Below are 21383 nucleotides of genomic sequence, written 5' to 3' on the forward strand. Positions count from 1 at the left end.
CAGCAAACTTTCGGTAATCTGGATTTTAGGATGTGAGTTGCATGCAGAATCTCGTCATCCGAGCTCTACCAGGCATAGGAGCTTTGCTAGCGGTCGCCGCATTCGCGGCACCGACACAAGCCGCTCCGCCCGTCAACGCACAGCAAGCCCAGGACGCCTGCATCGATTACCTGCTGCAGACCATCCGGGCCATGCCCGAGGGCACCTACCTCGAGGCGCAACCGGACGCAGGCCGGCCGACATCACCCGGCAGCGTGCTACCAACGGGAACCGGCAGTGCCTTTTTCCCACGCGCCGAGTACTACGGGATCAGCTACAAACTGCTGGGCGACTCATCCCAGTCGCTGGTGGACGACATCGAGTCCGCGTGGAACACCATCGGATGGCCGCCGAGCCGAAAGCCGCCACTCTCCAACGGGGTCTTCGCAACTCAGGCCTATCCTGCCGACGGATACCTGCTCAATGCCACAATCGCGTCCGTCGTCACCCTGTCGTGCGAAACAGACCAGACCTTTCCCGGCGGCGGACCCGCCGCTGCCCCGGCCCCTTGGACCCTCGTCCAATGAGCTAGCTGAGCCGGGTCAGGGCAGTCCGGGCCGACGGGGCTCAGTCAGTCCACAAACGGGCGTCGTTGCTCTCGATCAATGCGCGAATTCGCGCGACCGCGTGTTCCGCGGCTTGGGCAGGTAAACGACGTCCATCTCGTAGCCGTACCGCTACCTCTCCGCTCGCGATTTCGGCCGGGCCGAGGATGAATTGATATGGCACCAGCCGGGTTTCCCGTATCCGCGCCCCCAGGCTTCCTAACGCCGCATCGATGACCTGTGCACGCGGCCCCGCGCGCAGGCATCGGTCTCGAAGCGCCGCGGCGGCCGGTTGCTCGGCATCGGAGATCGGCAGCACTGCCACCTGAACCGGGGCCAGCCAGGCAGGGAAGGCGCCGCCGTGCTGTTCGATCAGCTGGGCGATCGCGCGCTCGACGCTGCCGATGATGCTGCGGTGCACCATGACCGGACGATGCTTGGCGCCGTCGGCGCCGGTGTAGTGCAGGTCGAACTGTTCGGGTTGATAGAAGTCGACCTGCACGGTGGACAGGGTCGATTCGCGGCCCGCGTGATCGGTCACCTGGACGTCGATCTTCGGTCCGTAGAACGCGGCCTCGCCCTCGATCGCCTCGTAGGGCACTCCGGATCGGTCGAGTACCTCGCTCAGAATCTTGCTTGCCCGTTGCCACATGTCCGGTGCCGCAACGTATTTGCCGCTCGCGCCGGGCAGTGACAGTCGGTAGCGGGCACCGACGATACCCATGGCCCGATACGCGGAGCCGATCAGTGCCAGCGCACTGGCGGCCTCGTCGGCGACCTGGTCGAGGGTGCAAAAGATGTGGGCATCGTTGAGTTGGATGCACCGCACTCGGGTCAAACCGCCTAGGACTCCGGACAATTCAGAGCGGTACATCCCGCCGAGTTCGGCCATCCGCAATGGAAGTTCGCGGTAGCTGTGCGCGCGGGACCGATAAATCACCGCATGGTGCGGGCACAGACTCGGGCGCAGCACCACCTGCTCGCTGCCGATGTCCATCGGTGGGTACATGTCGTCGTTGTAATGCGCCCAGTGTCCGGAGATTTCGTACAGTTCACGTTTTCCGAGCACCGGAGAGTAGACGTGCTGATAGCCCGCCTGTCGTTCTGCGGTGCGGATGTATTCCTCGAGACTGTGGCGCACGACCGCGCCGTCGGGCAGCCAGTACGGGAGCCCGGCTCCGATCAACGGGTCGGTGTCGAACAAGCCGAGTTCCCGGCCGAGCTTTCGGTGGTCATACATGGAGGTCTCCTCGTAGTCGAGGGACGGATGACCACAGCGAAAAGCCCCGGGCATCCGCCCGGGGCTTTTCGCAGAACAGGATTCAGCGCGCCGGGACGTCGTCCGGCGTCGTGGTGGACTGAGCGCGCTGCATGCCGGGGACGTTACACCCGGGACGTTTCGTGGGACAACCGAAAATACGCGACCCGCTCCTCAGGAGGTGGCGTCCAGGCGCTTCGCTCGCCGGGCTTCGCGGGGCGTGACCAGCCTCAGGTAGGCGCCGATGAAGCCCCTGAATTCAGACCGCTGACGGCTGTCGCGGTCGAGCATCATGTCCATGTGCGGCCGACCGAGCACCTCCGCCCGCCGGCGGTCCAGCCGGAAGACGATGCGGCGGAGCCGTACCACCTGCAGCACGAAAAAGCAGACAACGAACTCCACCAGGACCAGCAGGGCGAACTGCCACGTCGGCATGTCGTGTTTGCCCACGAAGTACCCGAGTACCAGCTCCAACGCCACCACGACAAGCCCGAACGCTGCCCAGAACTTGTACACACCAGTCGCGAGAAGGTGCTGGAGCACCACGACACTCGCGAGCGTGCCATCCTGCTCGGCCGGCGTGAGCTTGTCGAAGACGGTACCGATCACGAGGATCGGCTTCCGCTTCCGGTACCGCAGCAGCACTCCGTCCGGATTCCACGCCGGTACCTTCCCGTGCTCGACGTGCAGGGCCGGCACGCTGAATGTCGCGGCGAGTTCATCTGTGCGGGTACTGATTTGTGCTAAGTCCACGGACATATGATCCAGTACGCTGGCGCGGACCGCGTGTCATCGGACAAAAGGGACAAGCGCGACGCGTCGATTCGCTGGGTTTCATGATCGATTACGAGTGCCCGAATCGGACGAAAGTTACTGGGAGACAGCCGATTCGGGCATATCGGTCGATGTGCGGGCCCCTGTGGAGTTCCCCTTGGGTGCATGCGAAACTCGTTCGCGATGCTCACCTACTTTCAAGCGGCTGTCATCGGTGTGGTGCAGGGTGTCACCGAACTGTTCCCCGTCTCCAGCCTCGGGCATTCCGTGCTGGTTGCCGCCTGGCTCGGCGGCAGCTGGCAAAAACTGGTCAGTCCGGGCGAATCCGGCACGGGCACACCGTATCTAGCCTTCGTGGTGGCCCTGCACGTGGCGACCGCGCTCGCACTGATCGGCTACTACTGGCGCACCTGGTGCGGCATCGTCGCCGGTCTCGTCACCATGGTGCGAACCAGACGCCTCGACACCGTCGCCCAGCGGATGGCACTGCTGATCGTGATCGCCACCCTCCCCGTCGCCATCCTCGGACCATTGCTCGAACACCCACTACACGAGCTGTTCGCGGCCCCCATCTGCGCCAGCGTCTTCCTGGTGCTGAACGGTGTCGTCCTGATCATCGGCGAGGGCCTACGCCGCCGCAACGAACCAACCCTCGCCGAATACGGCCGCCGATTCGCCCGACAACAAACCCGCACAACACTTCTCACCCTAGAAGCCCCACCCCGCCGTCAATCCGACCGCCAACTGGCCGCCCTCGACATCCGCGACGCCATCGGCATCGGCTTCGCCCAAGCCGGCGCCCTGGTAACCGGCTTCAGCCGAGCAGGACTCACCATGGTCGGCGGCCTGTGGCGCGGCCTGGAAAACGATCACGCCGCCAAATTCGCCTTCCTCCTCGCCACCCCCGCCATCCTCGGCGCAGGCCTACTCGAACTACCAGAACTAATCGGCCCAGAAACCCACGGCATCCGAGGCCCAATCCTCTTCGGCGCCATCATCTCCGGCCTCTCCTCCTGGCTGGCCGTCCGCTTCCTCGAACGCTACTTCCAAACCCGCACCCTCCTCCCCTTCGCCACCTACTGCATAATCGCCGGCCTACTCTCCATCGCCCACTTCAGTTGAAATACTTTGCTCGACAAGGACTTAGCGGCGGACCCTGAACTTCAGGTGGAGGACTCCCTTGCCCTGGATTACTACGTGGGGGTCCTCCAGGAGGTGTTGTTCATCGATGCTGCCGAAATAGCGTTTTCCTGAGCCGAATACGACTGGGACTACGTCCATTGCTACCTCGTCTATGAGGCCGGCGGCGAGGATTTGGCCGCCTACCTCGCCTGCGTTGACGGCTACTGTTCGGTCGCCCGCGAGTTCTTTGGCCTTGGCGATGGCGGCGGTCACGTCGTCGACGAAATGGTAGGAGGCTTCGGGGTGCCAGCCTTCGGGCTTGGGGCGGTGGGATACCACTACTACGTGGTCGCCTGCGGGTGGGCGGCCTTCCCAGCCGTTCACGAGGTCGAACAGGTTGCGGCCCATCACGATTGTGCCGATCGCTGCCCAGATCGATGAGACGTACTCGGCCGATACTTTCGAGGCTTTGAAGCCGTTGCCCGCGCCGGAATGGTCGAACTCCTCGTCGCGGTCGGAGATCGGGGTGTCTCCGTTGAAGTACCAATCGTGGAGTGAGCCGACGTCGTCGTTCTTGTCGGCGATGAAGCCGTCGACTGACACCACGTTGTGCATGATTACTGTGCCCACTGGTTCTCCTCGGGTCGCTCGGGTATTCGCTCCGATCTTGTCGCCTCGCGGGCGATGGGGGCTTGTAAAAAATCACTCGGCGGGCATCGGGCCGCCGTCGGGCGGGAAATCCTGGTCGGCGGGGAAGCGGCGACGCAGGGCCAGGTACTCCGTCGGGGTGTGGCCGGTGAAGTCCTTGAACTCCCTGCTGAAGTGGGCCTGGTCGAAGTAGCCCGCCGTGTGTGCGACCTGCGCCCAGTCGACCGGCCGCGAGGCATCCACGGACAGGATCAGCTGTGCGAAGCGGTAGATCCGCGCTACCCGCTTCGGGGTGACTCCGACATGGGATTTGAACTGCGCGGCCAGCTGATTGACGCTGACTCCGGCGGCATCGGTCAGCGCGCTGACCGGAACCGCGCCGTGCGACGTCGCCAAACGTCCGGCCGCGTATTGGACCAGATCGAGACCGCGCGACGGTGTCTCGGCAAGTCGGGCGCGCAGTTCCTGCTCCACCACCCGCAGCGTGTCGGTGGCCGAGGTGAGGTCGCCGACCTGATTGCGGATCCGGTCCACCGACCGTTGCCAGACGGCGTCGACCGGCACCCATCGGTCCCGCAGCTCGCTCGCGGGCATATCGATGAACGGCGAAATCCCCCAAGGTTTGAAGTGCACCCCGACAAGCCGCACCCACTCGGGGTATTCGAACAGGAAACGCCTGGTCCAGACACCCATGAACCATCCGTCGGTGAACGTCGCCGACGGCACCGAAGGATCGGAATCCCACAGCCGAGCTGGTCCACCCAGATTGATGTACAGGTGCGCCGACGGCATCGGCGGGACGATCATCCGGCGGTACCGAGGCACCCCGGTCAAGCAATAGATGTCATCGATGAATCGGTCGAGCGGCGCAGCGGGCACCCGGCCGACGTAGTGCATGGCCCCAGTGTGCCGCTCCACCCGAAGCTCAGCTCTCGTTCTCGTCGAGTACCCGCAGAGTGCGGAGGTACTGATGGATCTCCTCGATCCGACTGCTCATAGCTACTTCATAGCAGATCCGACCGCGCACGCCGACGCTGCTGGATACGCTGGGTGATAGCCGGTCTCGCGGCGGAATTCCGATCTCACTCCACAGTCCGATTCCATGTCATACCAAGGGATTACAGGTAACGAGAAGCAGGCCGATAGCTTCGAGGTATCGCGATCGGCGCCTCGGTCCGAACATCGACCGGCCTGGCATCGTCGACGGACGAAGGTGGCGTCTCCGACTCAGCTCTGATGGAGGCTCTTATGACGACACCTGCCCTGGTCCCCAAGTCAGCTCCGCGACGCGGCGCTGAAGGTGATTACGCCCGACTTTTGCGCCGGATCTCCGAGGCGGGGTTGATGAATCGACGTCCCGTTTACTACGCCGTCCGGCTCAGCCTCGTCGGCCTCGCGTTCGCAGCGGGCTGGGCGGCATTCGTGCTGATCGGCGATTCGTGGTGGACGCTGCTGGTCGCCGGGTTCATGGCCGTGACGTTCGCGCAAATCGCACTCGTCATGCACGATGTCGCACACCGCCAAGTCTTCCGGCTCCGGCCGCCGACGGAGCTGGTGGGACGGATTGTCGGCAACGCGGGCATCGGCCTCGGCTACGGCTGGTGGCAGGACAAGCACACCCGCCATCACGCCAACCCGAATCACGAGGAACTCGACCCCGATGTCGCGCCCGACATTCTGGTCTGGTCGCAACGGCAGGCCCGATCCAGCCGCGGTCTGGCTCGGCTCATCGGGCGGGCGCAAGCGTTCCTGTTCTTTCCCCTGCTGTTGCTGGAGGGCCTGAACCTGCATCTGGCCGGTGTCCGTGCGCTCCGGAATCGGTCGGTCAAACACCGAGGCTGGGAGGGTGCGCTGCTGTTCGGCCACTTCGCCAGCTATCTGGTCGCACTGTTCGCGGTGCTGCCCGCCGACAAAGCCTTCGCGTTCATCGCGGTCCACCAGGGCCTCTTCGGCCTGTACATGGGCTGCATCTTCGCCCCGAACCACAAGGGCATGCCGACCTTGACCGGCGACGACCGCCCCGACTACCTCCGACGGCAGGTGCTGACCTCCCGCAACGTCCGGGGTGGTCTGTTGACCGACTTCGCCCTCGGCGGGCTCAACTATCAGATCGAGCACCATCTGTTCCCGAGCATGCCGACGCCGAACCTGCGGCACGCTCGCCTCATCGTCCGCGACTACTGCGCCGAAATCGGTGTGCCCTACCACGAAACCGGGCTGATCTCCTCGTACCGCGAAGCGCTGAAACACCTGCACCACGTCGGCGCACCGCTGCGCACTCCCGGTCGGCACCCGGATTCCGACGTGCCGCAACACAATTGATGAACACAAGGCAGGCCGTATGTCGGCGACTGTTCTGTCCGCGCCGACGTACGGCCTGGCCGAAGTTGTCGGGCCCAGCCGATATGTTCAACGGCACGACCCGCACCATCGAAGGCTCCGGAGTGGTGTAAATGCTTACTGCTCACCGGGATTCGAGTGTCATATGCGTTACTTCCGAGCGGATCGAGGCGTTCCTGAAGGCGAGTCCAACGAAGGGTAGGCGGCACATGACTTCCACCAGGTACGACGGCGACACCTGGGACCTGGCGTCCAGCGTCGGCGCGACCGCGACCATGGCAGCGGCGGTCCGCGATAGCGACCCGCGTGGATCAGTCGCTCATCGATGACCCGTTCGCCGCACCGCTCGTCCGGGCGGTCGGCATCGACCTGCTCACCCGGCTGGCGACCGGCGAATTGCCCCCGAATGACTTGGTAGAGCAGGTATCGATCGACGTAGGCGTGGTGCGTACCAAGTTCTACGACGAGTTCTTCCTCGACGCGACGAACGCAGGCATTACCCAGGCCGTGATCCTCGCTGCCGGGTTGGATTCCCGTGCGTACCGACTGCCCTGGCCAACCAGGACCGTGGTGTATGAGCTCGACCGGCCGCAGGTCATCGCATTCAAGACCCGCACACTGGCCGAGCTGGGCGCCGCACCCACCGCCGACCGCAGAGTGGCCGCGGTCGATCTGCGCGACGATTGGCCCGCCGCACTGCGCGCCGCCGGTTTCGACCCGGCCCGGCCGACCGCGTGGAGCGCCGAAGGCCTGCTGGGCTACCTGCCGCCCGAAGCGCAGGATCGCCTGCTGGACACCATCACTGAACTCAGCGCGCCGGGCAGCCGGGTGGCCACCGAAAGCAGGCCCAACCCGCAACCGGGCGAAGAGAACAGGACAAAGCAACGCCTGGACCACATCTCCGAAAATTGGCGCGCACATGGATTCGATCCCGACATGACAAAGCTGCGATATTTCGGTGCGCGCAACGAAGCGGCTCCCTACCTGATGGGCTGCGGCTGGGCGCTGAACGCAGTCAGCGTCCGAGACCTGTTCGCCGCCAACAATCTTGGGCCACTGCAAGACGACGACCTGTGCATGGGTGACGTGCGCTACGTCAGCGGCGTCCTCGACGAGACGACGAAGTAGGAGCGCGAATTTGGCGTGGCTGTTCCACCCGGTTGGCGCGGTCGTTCAATTGTGTCCCGGGTGCCTTTCCTACAGTTTTTTCATGAATACCAGCAGTTACCTCGGGTTTCCGGTCCAGTGCGACATCCGAGCGCGACAGGCCGATCTCGGCCGAGACGGCTCCGTGAGCACGATCGGCATGGCCCGCTGGCTGGAGGACGCGCGGATACGGCTGAAAATGCCCCAATTCGAGCGGCTCGTCGACGCCGGCGAGTTCGGTTCGCACCAGATCATTCTCGTCGGCCAAACTGTCGAAAAGCTGGCACCCGCCCATCTCACCGACGCTGACGCCCAGGTGCACACCGGCATTCGTCGTATCGGGCGGTCATCGTTCACTTACCAGCAAGCTGCGTTCGCGGGTGGCAAGCGGGTGGGCAGCGGCGAGGCCACGGTGCTGCATCTCGGTCCAGCGGGGCCGCTCGCGCTGCCGGACGAGTTGATTGCGGATCTCACCGAACTGTCCCTACCGGATTCGAGCGAGACGGCAGCATCCCGTCCCGGCGCCGAGCGCCGACATCGGGACTACTACGCGTTTTTCGCTCCGCTGCGCGCGCGAATCGGCGACGTCGACGGCAACCAGCACGTCAATTACCTCGCCTTGGCCACCTGGTACGACGAGGCCGTCGCGGCATTCACGGCCGCGGCGATCGGCGAGGAGGGGCTGGTACCCGACCTGTCGCCGTCGTCGTATCGAATCGACTACCTCGGCGAAGTCACCTATCCCGGCGACTACGAAATCGGTGTACTCGTCCGCTCTTTCGATGCCGAATCGGTGCGCTACGAACTCGGGATCTTCCTCGGCAGTACATGTTTGGGCATCGCCGACGCCAGCGGAGCGCGAGGTGTGCTGTCCGCCAGGTCTTTAGGACCCGGTGGTCCCCGCTGAGCGGGCGTATTCGAAAGGCGTCTGGCCGTAGCGTTTCTTGAAGGCGCGAATGAAGTGACTGCTGTCGGAGAACTGCCAGTGCGCGGCGAGTTCGGCGACGCTCGGCAGCCGGGACTGGGCGGTGAGTGCGCGCCTGGCCTCGTCCAGCCTGCGGTGACGGATATAGCTGGACACCGACTCACCCGCCTCGGTGAACGCTCGTTGCAAGGTACGCACGGAGACGTTGAGTTCCCGCGCCAGCATGGCCGGGGACAGCTCGGGATCGGCGAGATGACGATCCGCCAATCCCTTCGCCGCGCGGTTGAGCGCGGGCCGAAGCCCGGGTTCCGTGTCGTCGAATCGACCTGCCGCCACGGCCTTGGCCAGTTCGATCAGGGCCCCGTGGGCGGCTACTACCCCGGCCGGGCCGAGGTCGGTGACCGTCGCGTGCACCATGTTGGTATGCGCCAGCAGCAGACGCATCTCGGCCGAGTCCGCCGACGCGGTGATGCTCTGGTTTCGGAGCCGAGGCTCGAACGCGGCGGCGGGCAGCGTGATGATCTGCACCGTGGTGTGCGGCGCCGCCCCGAAATGCAACGGCCGCCCGTGCCGCAACAGGAACTGCCCGGCCGACACCGTGTGTTCGGCGCGATCGGGTGCGCCGCCCAACGTCCAGGTGCCGCGCCGCACCACATACATCCGGGCCTGATCCGCATAGCCGTACGGGGTGCCCGCCGTCCGGATCACGGACGCACTGTCGAGATCGGTGATCGCCACGTCGCGCACCTTCGCCACGCGGCTCCTGACCCGGAAATCACCGGTCGTGGCCTGGCTGAAGGCCGGCAGCGGGAAGGCACCGCCGACCTGGGTCTGCCACCCGTGCCGGAAGGTATCGAACCCGCGCGAAACGGCGCCCGCGCCGGTGGAGTCCAGTGAGAACCCGCCGTGCGAGTAGGCCACCTGCCCTCCAGTGCTCTCCATCACCTACCGATCCATTCCGTATTCGCTGCTCCGAGCCTATTCTCTCGCCCGGTATCGCCCCGGTGACGCGAAAGTTCTATCCGGGATGGCGCAGCGGTTCACTCGTGCGCGGCGCCGATATTCCTAGTCTTCGAAGGTAACCCGATCAGCCGATCGTGGCATCCGCACGAGGACGAGGCAGCGTGTGAGTCAGCAGAATTCCGGCCAGGTAGTGGCCACTAACATGGAACCCGCACCGATCGTGCTGGACACCGCCGGTGTCGACATCCAAGGCGAATCGGCCCGGATCCGCCGGCGCGGGCCGATCACCCGGGTCGTGCTGCCCGGCGATGTCCCGGTGTGGTCGGTGACCGATGCCACCGTGCTGCGCCGTCTGCTGACCGACTCCCGGGTATCCAAGGACGCGCGCCGGCACTGGACGGCATTCAAGGCTGGCGAGATCCCTGCGGAGTGGCCGCTGCGCTCGTGGGTCGGCGTCGACAATATGTTCACCGCCTACGGGCCCGAGCACCGGCGACTACGAAAGCTGGTGTCCCCCGCGTTCACTCACCGCCGGACGATGGCGCTGCGCGCACGGATCGAAGCGATCACCGCCGACCTGCTCGACCAGTTGGCGGCGATCCTGCCCGGCACGGTGGTCGATCTGCGCCAGCGGTTCGCCTACCCGGTGCCGATCCGGGTGATCAGCGAATTGTTAGGCGTCCCAGACCATCTGGCCCCTACGCTGCACGCCTGCGTCGACCGGTTCTTCGACACCGCGGACACCCGCAAAGATCCGCAGGCGAACTACCGCGAAATGTACGGGCTGGTCGGCGAACTCGTCGCTTACCGCAGAGCCGAGCCCGGCGACGACATCACCAGCTTGCTGACCGCCACCTACGACGAAGACGGCACCCGGTTGACCGAGAAGGAACTCGTCGACACCCTGATGCTGATCGTCAGCGCCGGGCACGAGACCACCGTGAACCTGCTCGACCAAGCGATTTTCGCGCTGCTGACCCAGCCGCGGCAGCGGACCGACGTGCTGGCGGGAAGGTCGACCTGGGCCGACGTGGTGGAGGAGACCTTGCGCTACCAGGCGCCGCTCGCGCACCTGCCGCTGCGGTTCGCGGTCGAGGATCTCGACATCGATGGCTTCCACATTCCGAAGGGCGACGCGATCCTCGCCTCCTACGCCGCGGCCGGTCGCGATCCCCAGGTGCACGGGCCCACCGCCGACGATTTCGACGTGCACCGCAGCAGCAAAGACCAGCATGTCTCCTTCGGGCACGGTGCCCACCATTGCCTCGGCGCGCCGCTGGCCCGGCTCGAGGCGCAGGTCGCGCTGCCCGCCCTGTTCACGCGTTTCCCCGAGCTCAGCCTGGCGGTCGACCCGGCCGAGTTGGCGCCGGTGCGCAGTTTCATCTCCAACGGACATGCTCGACTTCCGGTCTGCACCGCCTGAATCACGGCAGGCTCGGCGACAGATAGGTGCCCGGCGTTCGGCCGGTCGATCGGCGGAACGCGGCGACGAACGCGCTGGGCTTGTGGTAGCCGACGGCCCGCGCGGTGGCGTTGACGGATTGACCATTGGCCAGGTGCTCGGCGGCGGCCCGCATGCGGGCATGCGTTCGCCATTGCGCGAACGTCAGGCCGGTTTCGTTGACGAACAGCCGGGACAGGGTGCGTACCCCGGCGTGCACCTGGTGTGCCCAGAATGCCAGCTCACGGGTGTCGCTCGGGTCGGCGATGAGCTGCTCGGCAATCGTGCGCACGCGCGGATCCGTCGGCATGGACACGTCGATAGCGTTGACGGGGAGCGGCGTGAGGAGATCGAAGACCAGCGGCTCGGCGTGCACCCGGCTCGGGTCATCCGGCGCGGCTTCGTGCAGGTGCAGCACGAGTTCGCGCAGCAAGGGTCCCACCGCGAGGCCGATCGGTTCGGACCAGCGGACCGGACAGAGGTCCGGCGCGAAATGCACGATGCAGAGCTCGCCCGCCCGTAAGGCCTTCTCCGCGTGCAAGATCCGCGGCGGTACCCAGAGGCCGTAGCCGGGTGGCACGAGCCAGTCGCGCGCCGGGGTACTCATCGTCACGGTCGCGGTGGCGGACCACAACAGCATCGCATCATCATGCGAATGCCAGTCGATGGTTCTGCGAGCCGGCGTCCCGCTCCGATCGATGCTCAGGATCGGCGACCGAGTACCCGGGTCTGCGCGGTGTGGACCGCGGCTCAGCGCACTCATACCAGCCACTGTTGTCGATCTGTCCGGCGGCGACCACCGATAGATCGACTTTCCGTGCCAGAAACCCGCCCATTTGTGCCGGCGCGACGCGAAAGGACGTCGTGAAACCGCGCGATGGTCCGCCCCGCACCACGGCGCGATACCCCCCGATCGGGGGGAACCGGGTCGGCGGTGCCGCTGGTTACGCTGGGGTGGGAGTCGATCCCGGATTACGCGCGCCGTAGCCGTCTGTGCTCTTGGCTGCGCGGCGTATCGGCGGTATACGGACCCGGGAGGGGAATCCATGACCAGTGGGGGTAATGCCGGTTCGTCCAGGGCAGGGAGCCTATCCGTACCGAATTTTCCTGGCGCAGCGTCGTATTGCTCAGAGATCGTCGAGTTGCCGATCAGCGAGCTACGGCCGTCGGATTCGCCACCACGCACCGCGGGCGAGAACACGGCGCACACCCGTCTCCTCGCCGAATCGACTACCGCACCTGCGCCCATCGTTGTCCGCCGCGCGACGATGCAGGTCGTGGACGGCTGGCATCGACTGTGCGCCGCTCGGCTGCGCGGCGAAAAGTCCATCACGGCAGTGTTTTTCGACGGCGGCCCCGAGGAAGCGTTCGTGCTGGCGGTCAAACTGAATACGGCGCACGGCCTGCCGCTGTCGCTGGCCGAACGCAAGGCCGCCGCGTTACGTATTCTGGTGTCATATCCGGACTGGTCGGATCGAGCGGTCGCCGCCATCGCCGGGGTCTCGCCCAAGACCGTCTCCGCCATCCGGCGGCGGTCGCCTGTGGAAGTTCCACACGCGACCAGTCGGATCGCTCGTAACGGTGTGCGGCATCAGTTCGGACCGCAAGGGCGGCAACGCGCCGCCGAGATGTTCACCGCCGACCCCACCGCGTCGGCCCGGAAAGTGGCTGTGGCGGCAGGCATTTCGGTCACCACGGCGAAGGATGTGCGCAAACGGCTGCACAGTGGCCGGAATCCGGTGCCGCTGCGCCGTTCGACTGCCGCGCCCCCAGCCGCCGACAGGTCCGATACGACGCCGGTTCCGGCCGCGCAGCGGATGATCACCGCGGAGATGCTGCATCAGCTGCGCAAGGACCCGTCCCTGCGCTTTTCCGAGACCGGACGAAAACTGCTGCGGTGGTTGGAATTTCCGTTCGATGACGATGTCGAGTTGGGCGATGTCATCGGCGACATCCCGAGTCACTGCGCCCCGCGCCTCGCCGAGCTCGCGCAACGACGCTCGCAGGACCTGCATCGGCTCGCACAGCTCCTCGACCAGCACACCCGCGGCGCGTTCTCCGCGTAACCATAAGGCTACGCCTTCGGCGTCTCATCCCAAAGACCTACCGCGCCAACCGCTTCCCGCGATCCTGTCCGAGATCGTCAGTGCCGCACAACAGCCCGACAAAAACTTTCACCGTTCTTGTGCGCGCCTCCCCCACCCGCTACCGTTGATTTCGAGGATATTACCGCCGATTGCGAAGCGGTAAACAGGGCTCCAGCCGATCGACGGGGGTTCTATTCACTGCAAGAAAAGCTGCCCAGGCGGGCGAGTATTGCGAATCAGCAACCGCCGATTCTCTCGGTATTCACCCCGAGGACTGACCTCGAGGGGCAGGAGGCGTAATGAGCCAGAGAGCGCTCACCGACAATTGTGAACATTACCGATGCGTGGGAATCGGTATCGGACCAGCAAATCTGAGTCTGGCGTCGCTGCTGTACGAGCAGCCGGACGTCTCGAACCGGTTCTTCGAAAAGCGGCACGACTTTCGGTGGCACGACGGCCAGCTCCTGCCCAACACCTCGCTCCAGGTCTCGATGCTCAAGGATCTGGTCAGCCTCTCCGACCCGACGAACCGTTTTACTTTTCTGTCCTATCTCCATGCCAAGGGCCGGGTCTACCACTATCTCAACGCACAATTCGACGCGGTGCCGCGCAGCGAGTTCCGGAACTATCTGGAATGGGTCAGCTCCCGGAACGAGAATCTCGTTTTCGGCGAAGAAGTGCGCTCGATCGAATTCGATGACGTTTTCCGGCTACGTACCGGCAACCGAACCGTCACCGCCGACAACGTCGTGATCGGCGTCGGCCGAAAGCCTTATGTTCCGCCGCTGGCCGAAAATCTGCTCGGGCCGACCCAATTCCACATCAGCGAATTCGCCGACAAGGCAGTCGGACTCGCCGGACGACGAGTCTGGGTGATCGGCGGCGGCCAGTCCGGCGCGGAGGCCTTTCTCGAGCTGATCTCCCGTCCGCGCGCCGAACTGCCGCGCCGGGTCGGCTGGATATCCCGGCGCCGCAACTACTTTCCGCTGGACGACTCACCGTTCACGAACGACTACTACATGCCGGGCTACTCGGAGTACTTCTCCGCCCTGCCCGGCACCGCCCGCGACGCCATCAACTTCGCCCATGTGCTGACCAGCGACGGCATCTCCGAGGCCACGCTGCGCGAGATCTACCAGCGCATCTACCTGCACCGCTTCGTCGACGGCGCGACCGATCTGGTCGCCCTGTATCCGAACCGCGAGGTACTGCGGGTGACCGGCGATCCCGGCTCGGGCTGGGACATCACCTTCACGCACAACGACCAGCCCGGCGTGCACGAACACGCCGAGGCCGATGTGATCGTCTGGGCGACCGGTTTCCACGCCGACGGCATGGAGTTCCTGTCCCCGGTGGCGGACCGCCTGGAACGGGACAACGACGAATACAAAATCGACTCGGATTTCGCCGTCTGCTGGGACGGCCCCGCCGACCGAAACATCTTCCTGCAGAACGGCGCACGACGACAGCGCGGCTTGGCCGACACCAATCTCAGCCTCGTCGCCTGGCGCAGCAAACGGATCGCCGATCGCCTGCGCGGCATCCGCTCGGACGACCCGCACGATTCATTCCTCGAATGGTCTGCCAAGGCTCCCGACGATCGGAGCGTGGAGCGATGACGAGTCGGGCGGTCGCCATAGTCGGCGGCGGCATCATCGGTTGTCTGATTGCGCGCGAAGTGATTTCGCGCTTCCCCGATACCCCCGTCGTGGTGTTCGACCGGGATGGGATCGGCACCGGAGCGAGCAGGCGCTCGGCGGGACTGCACTTTCCGCGCGGCACATCCGACCGGGTGCGGCAGATGACCGCATACAGCCAGGATTACTACGAGGACTTAGCGGCGAAACATCCTGCACTGCCTATCCATTCGATCGACATGACCGTGGTGGCAACCCACACCGCAGCCAGCCTCGCGGAGGTCTATCTCGACCGTGCGGCGCTGACACCGACTGACACGGTGCCGGGAGGTCTCGTCCAGGTGCCGCGCGAGGCCAGTGTCTGGCGCTGCCGGGGCTGCCACTACGCCGATGTGCCCGCGTTGGCTCAGGCGGTAGCCCACGAGCTGCGTCAGCGCGTCACCTTCCGGGAAGGCTTGCGTGTCAACGCAATCGAAGACACGGGGTCCGAGGTGCTGCTCCAGCTCAGCACCGGAGAGACCTACACGGCCGGACGCGTGGTGCTAGCCCCTGGACCGTGGCTGGCCGACCGAGCTTGGAGTGACCTTGTCGCCCCGCTGAATTCGCGAGTCAAGAAGGTCGTCGCGCTGCACATCGAACAGGAGCCGGGGCCCGATGACGGCGTCGTCGTGTTCCATGACGAGGACGCCTTCTTGCTGCCGCTGCGGCACCGCGGGCACTGGCTGTTCAGCTACACCCACGATGAGTGGGACGTCGATCCCGACACCGTGTCCGGCGGGCTCGACGACAGCGTTCTCGAAGCGGCATTGCCACTGCTGCAACGGTATTCGCCCGCCCTGGCCGAGCATGCCGTGGGCGGCCGGGTGTTCTGCGACGCCTACAGCGTCGATCGGCAGCCGCAGGTGCGGGCGCTCGACCCGGCCGGGCGGGTGATCTTCGCGGGCGCCGCGAACGGTTCGGGTTACCGGCTGGCCCCGGCGATCGCGGCCGAGGCCGTCGGCCTGCTGCAGCTGGATGAGGAGACAAGTCAGCCACCGAAGGAGATGAGTCCCGCGTGATCGTCAATCGCTTCGACACCGCCGACCTGCATGCGGCATTCGGCATCGACATGAGTTCGATCGATGGATTCGGCTTCGGCGCCGGCTGGGCCCGGGTGGCCCCCGGTGGACAGTCCGATCCGCACCAGCACGACGAGACCGAGGTGTTCCTGGTCGTCAGCGGCCACGGCGAGGTCGTCGTGGACGGCGCACGGCATCCCGTCGGCCCCGGCATGGTCGTGCTGTTCGATCCGTTCGAGACCCATGTCATCGACAACACCGGGCCGACCGAGCTGGTGTTCTTCGACCTGTACTGGCGTGATCCTGGCCGGGCCGCCCGCGCGGCCGTCGGACGCAGCGACCGGCGGCGCTTCGGCGAGCGGCCGATCTTCGTGTTCTCCACGCCGCCGACGCCGAACGGCGACCTGCATCTCGGGCACCTGTCCGGCCCATATCTGGGTGCGGATATTTTCGTCCGTTTCCAGCGGATGAACGGCGCCCAGGCGTGGCACCTCACCGGCAGCGACGACTACCAGAGTTACGTGGTCGACTTGGCGCGGCGCGAGGGCAGGGCGCCCGCGGCGACGGCGGCGCACTACAGCGCCGAGATCGCCGAAACGCTGCGGCTGATGGACATCGAACCCGATCAGTACACGGTGACCGACGCGGATCCCACCTATCCGACCGGATTGCAGGAGTATTTCTCTCGCGTCGTGGCGTCGGGATCCGTTGCGCCCCAGGAGGGTCCGGCGCTCTTCGACGGCACGACGAACGACTACCTGTACGAGGTCGACGTGTCGGGCGGTTGCCCCGGCTGCGGAGCCGCGACCGGTGGCAATATCTGCGAGGGCTGCGGCGAACCCAATTCCTGTGTCGACCTGACCGATCCGCGATCGAAGCGGTCGCAGGCGACCCCGCGGATCGGCACGATCACCCGGTTCACTCTGCCGTTGCACGAGTTCGCCGCCGAACTCGCGGCACATCACCGCCTCGGCCGAGTTCCGGCGCGGCTACGCGAGCTGGCCGGGCGATTGTTCGCCCGGCCTCGGCTCGACGTGGCGATCACCCATCCGGCGACGTGGGGTGTGCCGCCCGCCGAAACCGGCGCGGACGGACAGGTCATCTGGGTCTGGCCGGAGATGTCTTACGGTTTCCTGCACGGCATTTCGGCGCTGGGGCGCCGCCTCGGCCGGGACTGGCGCGCGGACCAGCCCGAGCAGGACTGGAAGATCGTGCATTTCTTCGGCTACGACAACAGCTTCTACCACTCGATCCTGTATCCCGCGCTCTACCGGCTGGCCTTCCCCGGCTGGCACCCGGATATCGACTACCACGTCAACGAGTTCTATCTCCTCGACGGTGGCAAATTCTCCACCAGCCGACGGCATGCCGTCTGGGGCAAGGAAATCCTCTCGCCGGACAGCGTGGACGGGGTGCGGTACTTCCTGTCCCGGACTCGACCGGAGTCGCGGTGTACCAACTTCACTCGCGAAAGCTATGCGGCCGCCGTGCGCGAGGAATTGATCGGCACCTGGCAGCGATGGCTCAACGATCTGGGACACCGCATCCAGACTCGCTACGGGGGCCATGCGCCGGACGCGGGCGTCTGGACGCCGGAGCACACGGCGTTTCTCGGCCGCCTCGGCAACCGGCTGTCCGCCGTGACCGCTGCCCTCGGTCCGGATGCGTTCTCCGTCGAGGCCGCGGCCGCGGAACTGCACGGAATCGTTACCGACACAGTTCGTTTCGTCGAGCGGGAAAGTGCGGTGGCGACGGTCGAGGATTGGCACGACGAGGCCCGCACCGCCGTCGCGTTGGAACTCGCCGCGGCTCGGTTGCTCGCCCACTGCGCCACTCCGGTGCTGCCACGGTTCGCCGGACGGCTCGGTGAAGCACTCGGCGGGCCGCGCCCAGCCGAATGGCCGCACATCGTGGAACTCGTGCCCGCGGGAACCCGGATCGATCTGGTGCGGGAGTTCTTCGCCGAACCGTCGGTCGCGGCGGCGGAGCCGGTCGCGGTGGGGAGCGCGTGATGGATTCGGTGATCAACCAGATCGTCACGACGCCGCCCCCGCCCGGCTACTACGCGACCTTCGCGCGGCTGGGCACGACGGAGACGATCGAACTGCGTGAGTTGTTCACGCGGGCCGAACGTTTGGCGGTTCGGCTCCGCGAATTGGGCGTGGCGCCAGGAGATCGCATCGGGATTCTCGCGGCGAACTGTCTGGAGTGGGTGCTACTGGATCTGGCCGCGCTGCGGTGCAAGGCGGTGACCGCCGGGCTGGAACCCGGCAAATTCGAGCCGGACGCCGCGCTGCTCGCGCGCTACGACCTGAAGCTGCTGTTCACCGATCAGCCGTCCACTGCCGCCGGTGTCCGGCCGATCAGCGAGGTTCGCACCCTCGCCGAACAACCCGCAGACCCGCTGCCCCCGGTCCGGTACGACAGCGAAGAGGCGACCACTCTCAAATTCACCTCGGGCAGCACCGGCGTGCCGAAGGGACTTGCGGCCAGCGTGGGCAGCATCGACAGCTCGCTGCGCGCCGTCCAGGAAATGTTCGCGCACGGCCCCGGCGATCACCTGTTCGTTTTTCTGCCGCTGGCCCTGTTGCAGCAACGATATTGGATCTATTCGGCGCTGTACTTCGGCCACGACGTCACGGTCAGCACCTACCAAGCGGCGTTCACCGCGATGCGGCGGGTGCGGCCCACCGTCGTGATGGGGGTGCCGGGTTTCTACGAGACCGTGAAACAGCATCTGGCGGCACAGGCCGATCCGCAGGTCGCGGCCAAAGAGTTGTTCGGCGACCGAGTTCGCTACCTGTGGACCGGTTCCGCACCGGCGGGCGCCGACATGCTGCGTTTCTTCACCCGCCTCGGCGTGCCCATCTACGAGGGCTACGGCATGAACGAGACCTGCATCGTCGCCAAGAACCATCCCGGCGCCAGCAAGGAGGGCAGCGTCGGGCGGGTCGTGCCGGGCAAGGAGGTGCTGTTCGACGCCGATGGCGTCATCAGTGTCCGCAGCGACCACCCGGTGGCGCGGCGCTACGAATACGGTGCGACCGCGCATTCGATGGGCGTGTTCGCCGCCGATGGCACGGTCCGGACCGGCGATATCGGCTACCTCGACGACGACGGCTTTCTCTACATCCGCGGTCGCGCCGATGACGTGATCGTGTTGGCGAACGGGAAGAAAGTGATCGTCCGGCCGATCGAGGAACGGCTGGCGGCCAGCGCGGCGATCGAACACTGCGTGGTGTTCTGCCCGACGCAAACCCAGCTCGTCGCCGTCGTCTCCCCGGCGGCCGAACCCGCCGACGAGGCGGCCATCGCCGAGCACCTCGCACACACCAACGCGGAACTGGAGCGCGACGAGCGCATCGGCAGGCTGGTGATCGCCCGACCTCGGTTCAGCATCGAAAACGGACTGCTCAGCTCGCAGTACAAACCCAAACGCAGCCAGATCCTCGAACAGTTTCGACGGGAAATCGGTGAGAAAGGAAGAACCCATGCCTGATGTGGAAAAGGCTGTGCACGACAACTTCCGGAAGGTGATCGCGTCGAACAACGCGCAGGGTGCGCTCGATCCGGACCTCGACATGGTCGACGACTACGGGCTCACCTCACTGAACAAGGTCCTCTTCCTGACCGCGGTCTGCGACGACACGGGAATCTCGCTGGCGAACTTCACCGAGGAGGACGTGGCCGCCCTGCACACTCTGCGCGACGTGACCGCCGCGCTGTCCCGGCACGCGGAAAGTGCGGTCTGAGATGGGATGGGCTGAGCTTGCGCCGGCGCGGCTGGAGAACGATCATCTGTTGCTCCGGCCGATCGAGCCGACGGACCGGGCGGCCCTGTGCGAGATCGCGCTGGACCCCGACATCTGGCGATATTTCGTCTCGCTGGTGCAGACCGAGGCCGACTTCGACGCGTTCTTCGATGCGGGACTGGAGGATCAGCGGGCCGGGCGCCGGGTGGTCTTCTACATCATGGACAAGGCCAGCGGCCGGGCCGCGGGCAGCATGAGCTACGGGAATATGGCCGAACGCGACGGCAGGCTCGAGATCGGCTGGTCCTGGCTCGGCCGCGACTTCCGCGGCCGCGGGCTCAATCGGTGGGCGAAATACCTGCTGCTGGAACACGCCTTCGAACGGCTCGGCGCGGAACGGGTGGAGTTCAAGACCGACGTGCTCAACGAGCAGGCGCGTCGTGGTCTGCGCAATATCGGGGCGGTCGAGGAGGGGGTGCTGCGCAGTTTCAATCCGATGCCCGGCGGCCGTCGCCGGGACGCCATTTTCTACAGCGTGCTGCGTCCCGAATGGGCCGGTGTCAAAAGCAAACTGGCGGCCTATCCGAAGGTGCAATTGGCGGGCGCCGTCGAATGAACGCAGTCCTGCGGACTCCGTTCCTGCGAGTCGAGGGTGATCCCTTCGCCCTCGGCTATCAGCACGGGCAGGCCAGGGCCGCGGATTTGCGAGCCTTTCTCGACGACGGGCTGTGCCGGTTGAACCGGATCCTGCCCGAGCCGGTGTCACTGCCGGAGTTACGGCCGACGATCGACGCCTACCTGGCCGAGATCACCGCTGCGACACCGGATCTGGCCGAGGAAATCCGTGGGCTCGCCGCCGGGGCGGACATCGACCTGTGGGAGGCCGTGCTGCTGCAGGTACGCCGCGAAATCCTTGGCTACCAAAAGATTCCGACCGCCGGAGACTGCACCACCTTCGCGCTGGCCGGGCCCGATCCGGTGCTGGCGCAGACCGTGGATCTCAACGGCAATCTGGACGATCAGATCAGTGTGCTGGAGATCGTGCGGGCCGGGACGTCCCGGCGCACGCTGGTGCTCAGTTTCGGCGGCTTGCTCGGTTACCTCGGCCTCAACAGCGACGGCCTCGCAGTGGGATTGAATCTCGTGCTCGGCGGGCAGTGGCGGCCGGGTGTGCCGCCCTACCTGGCTATCCGGCATCTGCTCGACAACGCGGGGTCCGTCGAGGAAGCGGTGAGCATGTTGCGGGAACTGCCCCTGGCTAGTTCCCGCAACATCGTGCTCTGCGACCGGGACACGGCCGCCTACGTCGAGGTGCTCGACCAGGAGGTGAGGGTCGAATACGGCCGAAATATGTTGCACACCAACCATTTCCTGCATCCCAGCTTCGCACCCCGGGACGAGATCAACGTGTTCGCCCGCAATTCCTCGATCCGCAGGTTGGAGGTGTGCCGGACCAGGCTCGCCACCGTGGGCACCGACCCGGAGGACCTTTTCGCCGTGCTGTCCGCGCCGCCGATCAACGTCGTGGACAACGGTGACATCCGCCGCGAACACACGGTGGCGGCCGTCGTCCTGTGTCCTGATCGGCTGCACCTGCGGCCCGGTGATCCTGCGACGCACCCCACCGAAATCTTCACGCTGTCCTAGG

At 65.8% G+C, this 21383-nt stretch carries 19 protein-coding genes and 1 pseudogene; 14 read left to right on the forward strand and 6 right to left on the reverse strand.

Annotated elements, in window-relative coordinates; genetic code table 11:
* Window positions 1-41 precede the first annotated feature (41 nt).
* Window positions 42-566 carry a hypothetical protein gene (locus ACIBK2_RS39105; protein WP_396975141.1) on the forward strand — a complete coding sequence of 175 codons (525 nt, stop codon included), beginning with the start codon at window positions 42-44 and terminating at the stop codon, window positions 564-566.
* Window positions 567-606: 40 nt separating this feature from the next.
* Here ACIBK2_RS39105 and thrS read toward each other — a convergent pair whose 3' ends face one another.
* Together thrS and ACIBK2_RS39115 are read right to left on the reverse strand one after the other, a co-directional pair.
* The gene (gene thrS / locus ACIBK2_RS39110; RefSeq protein WP_396975143.1) at window positions 607-1878 is read right to left on the reverse strand and encodes a threonine--tRNA ligase; all 1272 of its coding nucleotides are present in this window, start codon (window positions 1876-1878) and stop codon (window positions 607-609) included.
* Window positions 1879-2016: 138 nt separating this feature from the next.
* The gene (locus ACIBK2_RS39115) at window positions 2017-2601 is read right to left on the reverse strand and encodes a hypothetical protein (protein ID WP_396975145.1); all 585 of its coding nucleotides are present in this window, start codon (window positions 2599-2601) and stop codon (window positions 2017-2019) included.
* Window positions 2602-2781: 180 nt separating this feature from the next.
* Here ACIBK2_RS39115 and ACIBK2_RS39120 point away from each other — a divergent pair, with 180 nt between their 5' ends.
* Window positions 2782-3738 carry an undecaprenyl-diphosphate phosphatase gene (locus tag ACIBK2_RS39120; RefSeq protein ID WP_396975146.1) on the forward strand — a complete coding sequence of 319 codons (957 nt, stop codon included), beginning with the start codon at window positions 2782-2784 and terminating at the stop codon, window positions 3736-3738.
* A gap of 21 nt (window positions 3739-3759) precedes the next feature.
* Here the strand turns inward: ACIBK2_RS39120 and ACIBK2_RS39125 are convergent, their stop codons facing one another.
* Both ACIBK2_RS39125 and ACIBK2_RS39130 read right to left on the reverse strand, forming a co-directional pair.
* Window positions 3760-4368 carry a dihydrofolate reductase family protein gene (locus tag ACIBK2_RS39125; RefSeq protein WP_396975148.1) on the reverse strand — a complete coding sequence of 203 codons (609 nt, stop codon included), beginning with the start codon at window positions 4366-4368 and terminating at the stop codon, window positions 3760-3762.
* Between the two features lie 72 nt (window positions 4369-4440).
* Window positions 4441-5283 carry a helix-turn-helix domain-containing protein gene (locus tag ACIBK2_RS39130; RefSeq protein WP_396975150.1) on the reverse strand — a complete coding sequence of 281 codons (843 nt, stop codon included), beginning with the start codon at window positions 5281-5283 and terminating at the stop codon, window positions 4441-4443.
* Window positions 5284-5634: 351 nt separating this feature from the next.
* Between ACIBK2_RS39130 and ACIBK2_RS39135 the strand changes: the two genes are divergently transcribed.
* The 3 genes and pseudogenes from ACIBK2_RS39135 to ACIBK2_RS39145 all read left to right on the forward strand — a co-directional run bounded on the left by ACIBK2_RS39135 (window position 5635) and on the right by ACIBK2_RS39145 (window position 8779).
* Window positions 5635-6708, forward strand: coding sequence for a fatty acid desaturase family protein (locus ACIBK2_RS39135; protein WP_396975152.1), 1074 nt, complete (start codon window positions 5635-5637; stop codon window positions 6706-6708).
* Window positions 6709-6935: 227 nt separating this feature from the next.
* Window positions 6936-7854, forward strand: a pseudogene (locus ACIBK2_RS39140) (class I SAM-dependent methyltransferase).
* Between the two features lie 82 nt (window positions 7855-7936).
* The gene (locus tag ACIBK2_RS39145) at window positions 7937-8779 is read left to right on the forward strand and encodes a hypothetical protein (protein WP_396975154.1); all 843 of its coding nucleotides are present in this window, start codon (window positions 7937-7939) and stop codon (window positions 8777-8779) included.
* Here the strand turns inward: ACIBK2_RS39145 and ACIBK2_RS39150 are convergent.
* A complete protein-coding gene (locus tag ACIBK2_RS39150; RefSeq protein WP_396975155.1) occupies window positions 8756-9739 on the reverse strand; it encodes a helix-turn-helix domain-containing protein in 984 nt (327 codons plus the stop codon). The genes ACIBK2_RS39145 and ACIBK2_RS39150 overlap by 24 nt on opposite strands.
* Window positions 9740-9962: 223 nt before the next feature.
* On the opposite strand from ACIBK2_RS39150, the gene ACIBK2_RS39155 reads away from it, so the two are divergent.
* A complete protein-coding gene (locus tag ACIBK2_RS39155; RefSeq protein ID WP_396975156.1) occupies window positions 9963-11183 on the forward strand; it encodes a cytochrome P450 in 1221 nt (406 codons plus the stop codon).
* Between the two features lies 1 nt (window position 11184).
* Here the strand turns inward: ACIBK2_RS39155 and ACIBK2_RS39160 are convergent, their stop codons facing one another.
* Window positions 11185-11841, reverse strand: a complete 657-nt coding sequence (locus ACIBK2_RS39160; RefSeq protein ID WP_396975158.1) for an AraC family transcriptional regulator — start codon at window positions 11839-11841, stop codon at window positions 11185-11187.
* A 502-nt stretch (window positions 11842-12343) separates the two neighbouring features.
* Between ACIBK2_RS39160 and ACIBK2_RS39165 the strand changes: the two genes are divergently transcribed.
* From ACIBK2_RS39165 to ACIBK2_RS39200, 8 genes are all read left to right on the forward strand, one after another.
* On the forward strand, window positions 12344-13267 hold the full coding sequence (locus tag ACIBK2_RS39165; protein WP_396975160.1) for a ParB/RepB/Spo0J family partition protein: 924 nt from the start codon (window positions 12344-12346) through the stop codon (window positions 13265-13267).
* A 365-nt stretch (window positions 13268-13632) separates the two neighbouring features.
* On the forward strand, window positions 13633-14907 hold the full coding sequence (locus ACIBK2_RS39170; protein WP_396975162.1) for a lysine N(6)-hydroxylase/L-ornithine N(5)-oxygenase family protein: 1275 nt from the start codon (window positions 13633-13635) through the stop codon (window positions 14905-14907).
* Window positions 14904-15983 (forward strand): NAD(P)/FAD-dependent oxidoreductase, encoded by a 1080-nt coding sequence (locus ACIBK2_RS39175; RefSeq protein ID WP_396975164.1) that lies wholly within the window; start codon window positions 14904-14906, stop codon window positions 15981-15983. The genes ACIBK2_RS39170 and ACIBK2_RS39175 overlap by 4 nt, the downstream gene beginning before the upstream one ends.
* Window positions 15980-17995, forward strand: a complete 2016-nt coding sequence (locus ACIBK2_RS39180; RefSeq protein WP_396975166.1) for a class I tRNA ligase family protein — start codon at window positions 15980-15982, stop codon at window positions 17993-17995. The genes ACIBK2_RS39175 and ACIBK2_RS39180 overlap by 4 nt, the downstream gene beginning before the upstream one ends.
* Complete coding sequence (locus ACIBK2_RS39185) at window positions 17995-19482, forward strand: AMP-binding protein (protein ID WP_396975168.1); 1488 nt, start codon at window positions 17995-17997, stop codon at window positions 19480-19482. The genes ACIBK2_RS39180 and ACIBK2_RS39185 overlap by 1 nt, the downstream gene beginning before the upstream one ends.
* Window positions 19475-19735, forward strand: coding sequence for a hypothetical protein (locus tag ACIBK2_RS39190; protein WP_396975170.1), 261 nt, complete (start codon window positions 19475-19477; stop codon window positions 19733-19735). Before ACIBK2_RS39185 ends, ACIBK2_RS39190 begins: the two co-directional genes overlap by 8 nt.
* Before the next feature lies 1 nt (window position 19736).
* Window positions 19737-20351, forward strand: coding sequence for a GNAT family N-acetyltransferase (locus tag ACIBK2_RS39195; protein WP_396975172.1), 615 nt, complete (start codon window positions 19737-19739; stop codon window positions 20349-20351).
* Window positions 20348-21382 (forward strand): C45 family autoproteolytic acyltransferase/hydolase, encoded by a 1035-nt coding sequence (locus ACIBK2_RS39200; RefSeq protein ID WP_396975174.1) that lies wholly within the window; start codon window positions 20348-20350, stop codon window positions 21380-21382. Before ACIBK2_RS39195 ends, ACIBK2_RS39200 begins: the two co-directional genes overlap by 4 nt.
* The last annotated feature ends 1 nt before the right edge of the window (window position 21383 follow it).

This window comes from Nocardia sp. NPDC050175 (genome assembly GCF_044459885.1).
Classification (GTDB): Bacteria; Actinomycetota; Actinomycetes; order Mycobacteriales; family Mycobacteriaceae; genus Nocardia.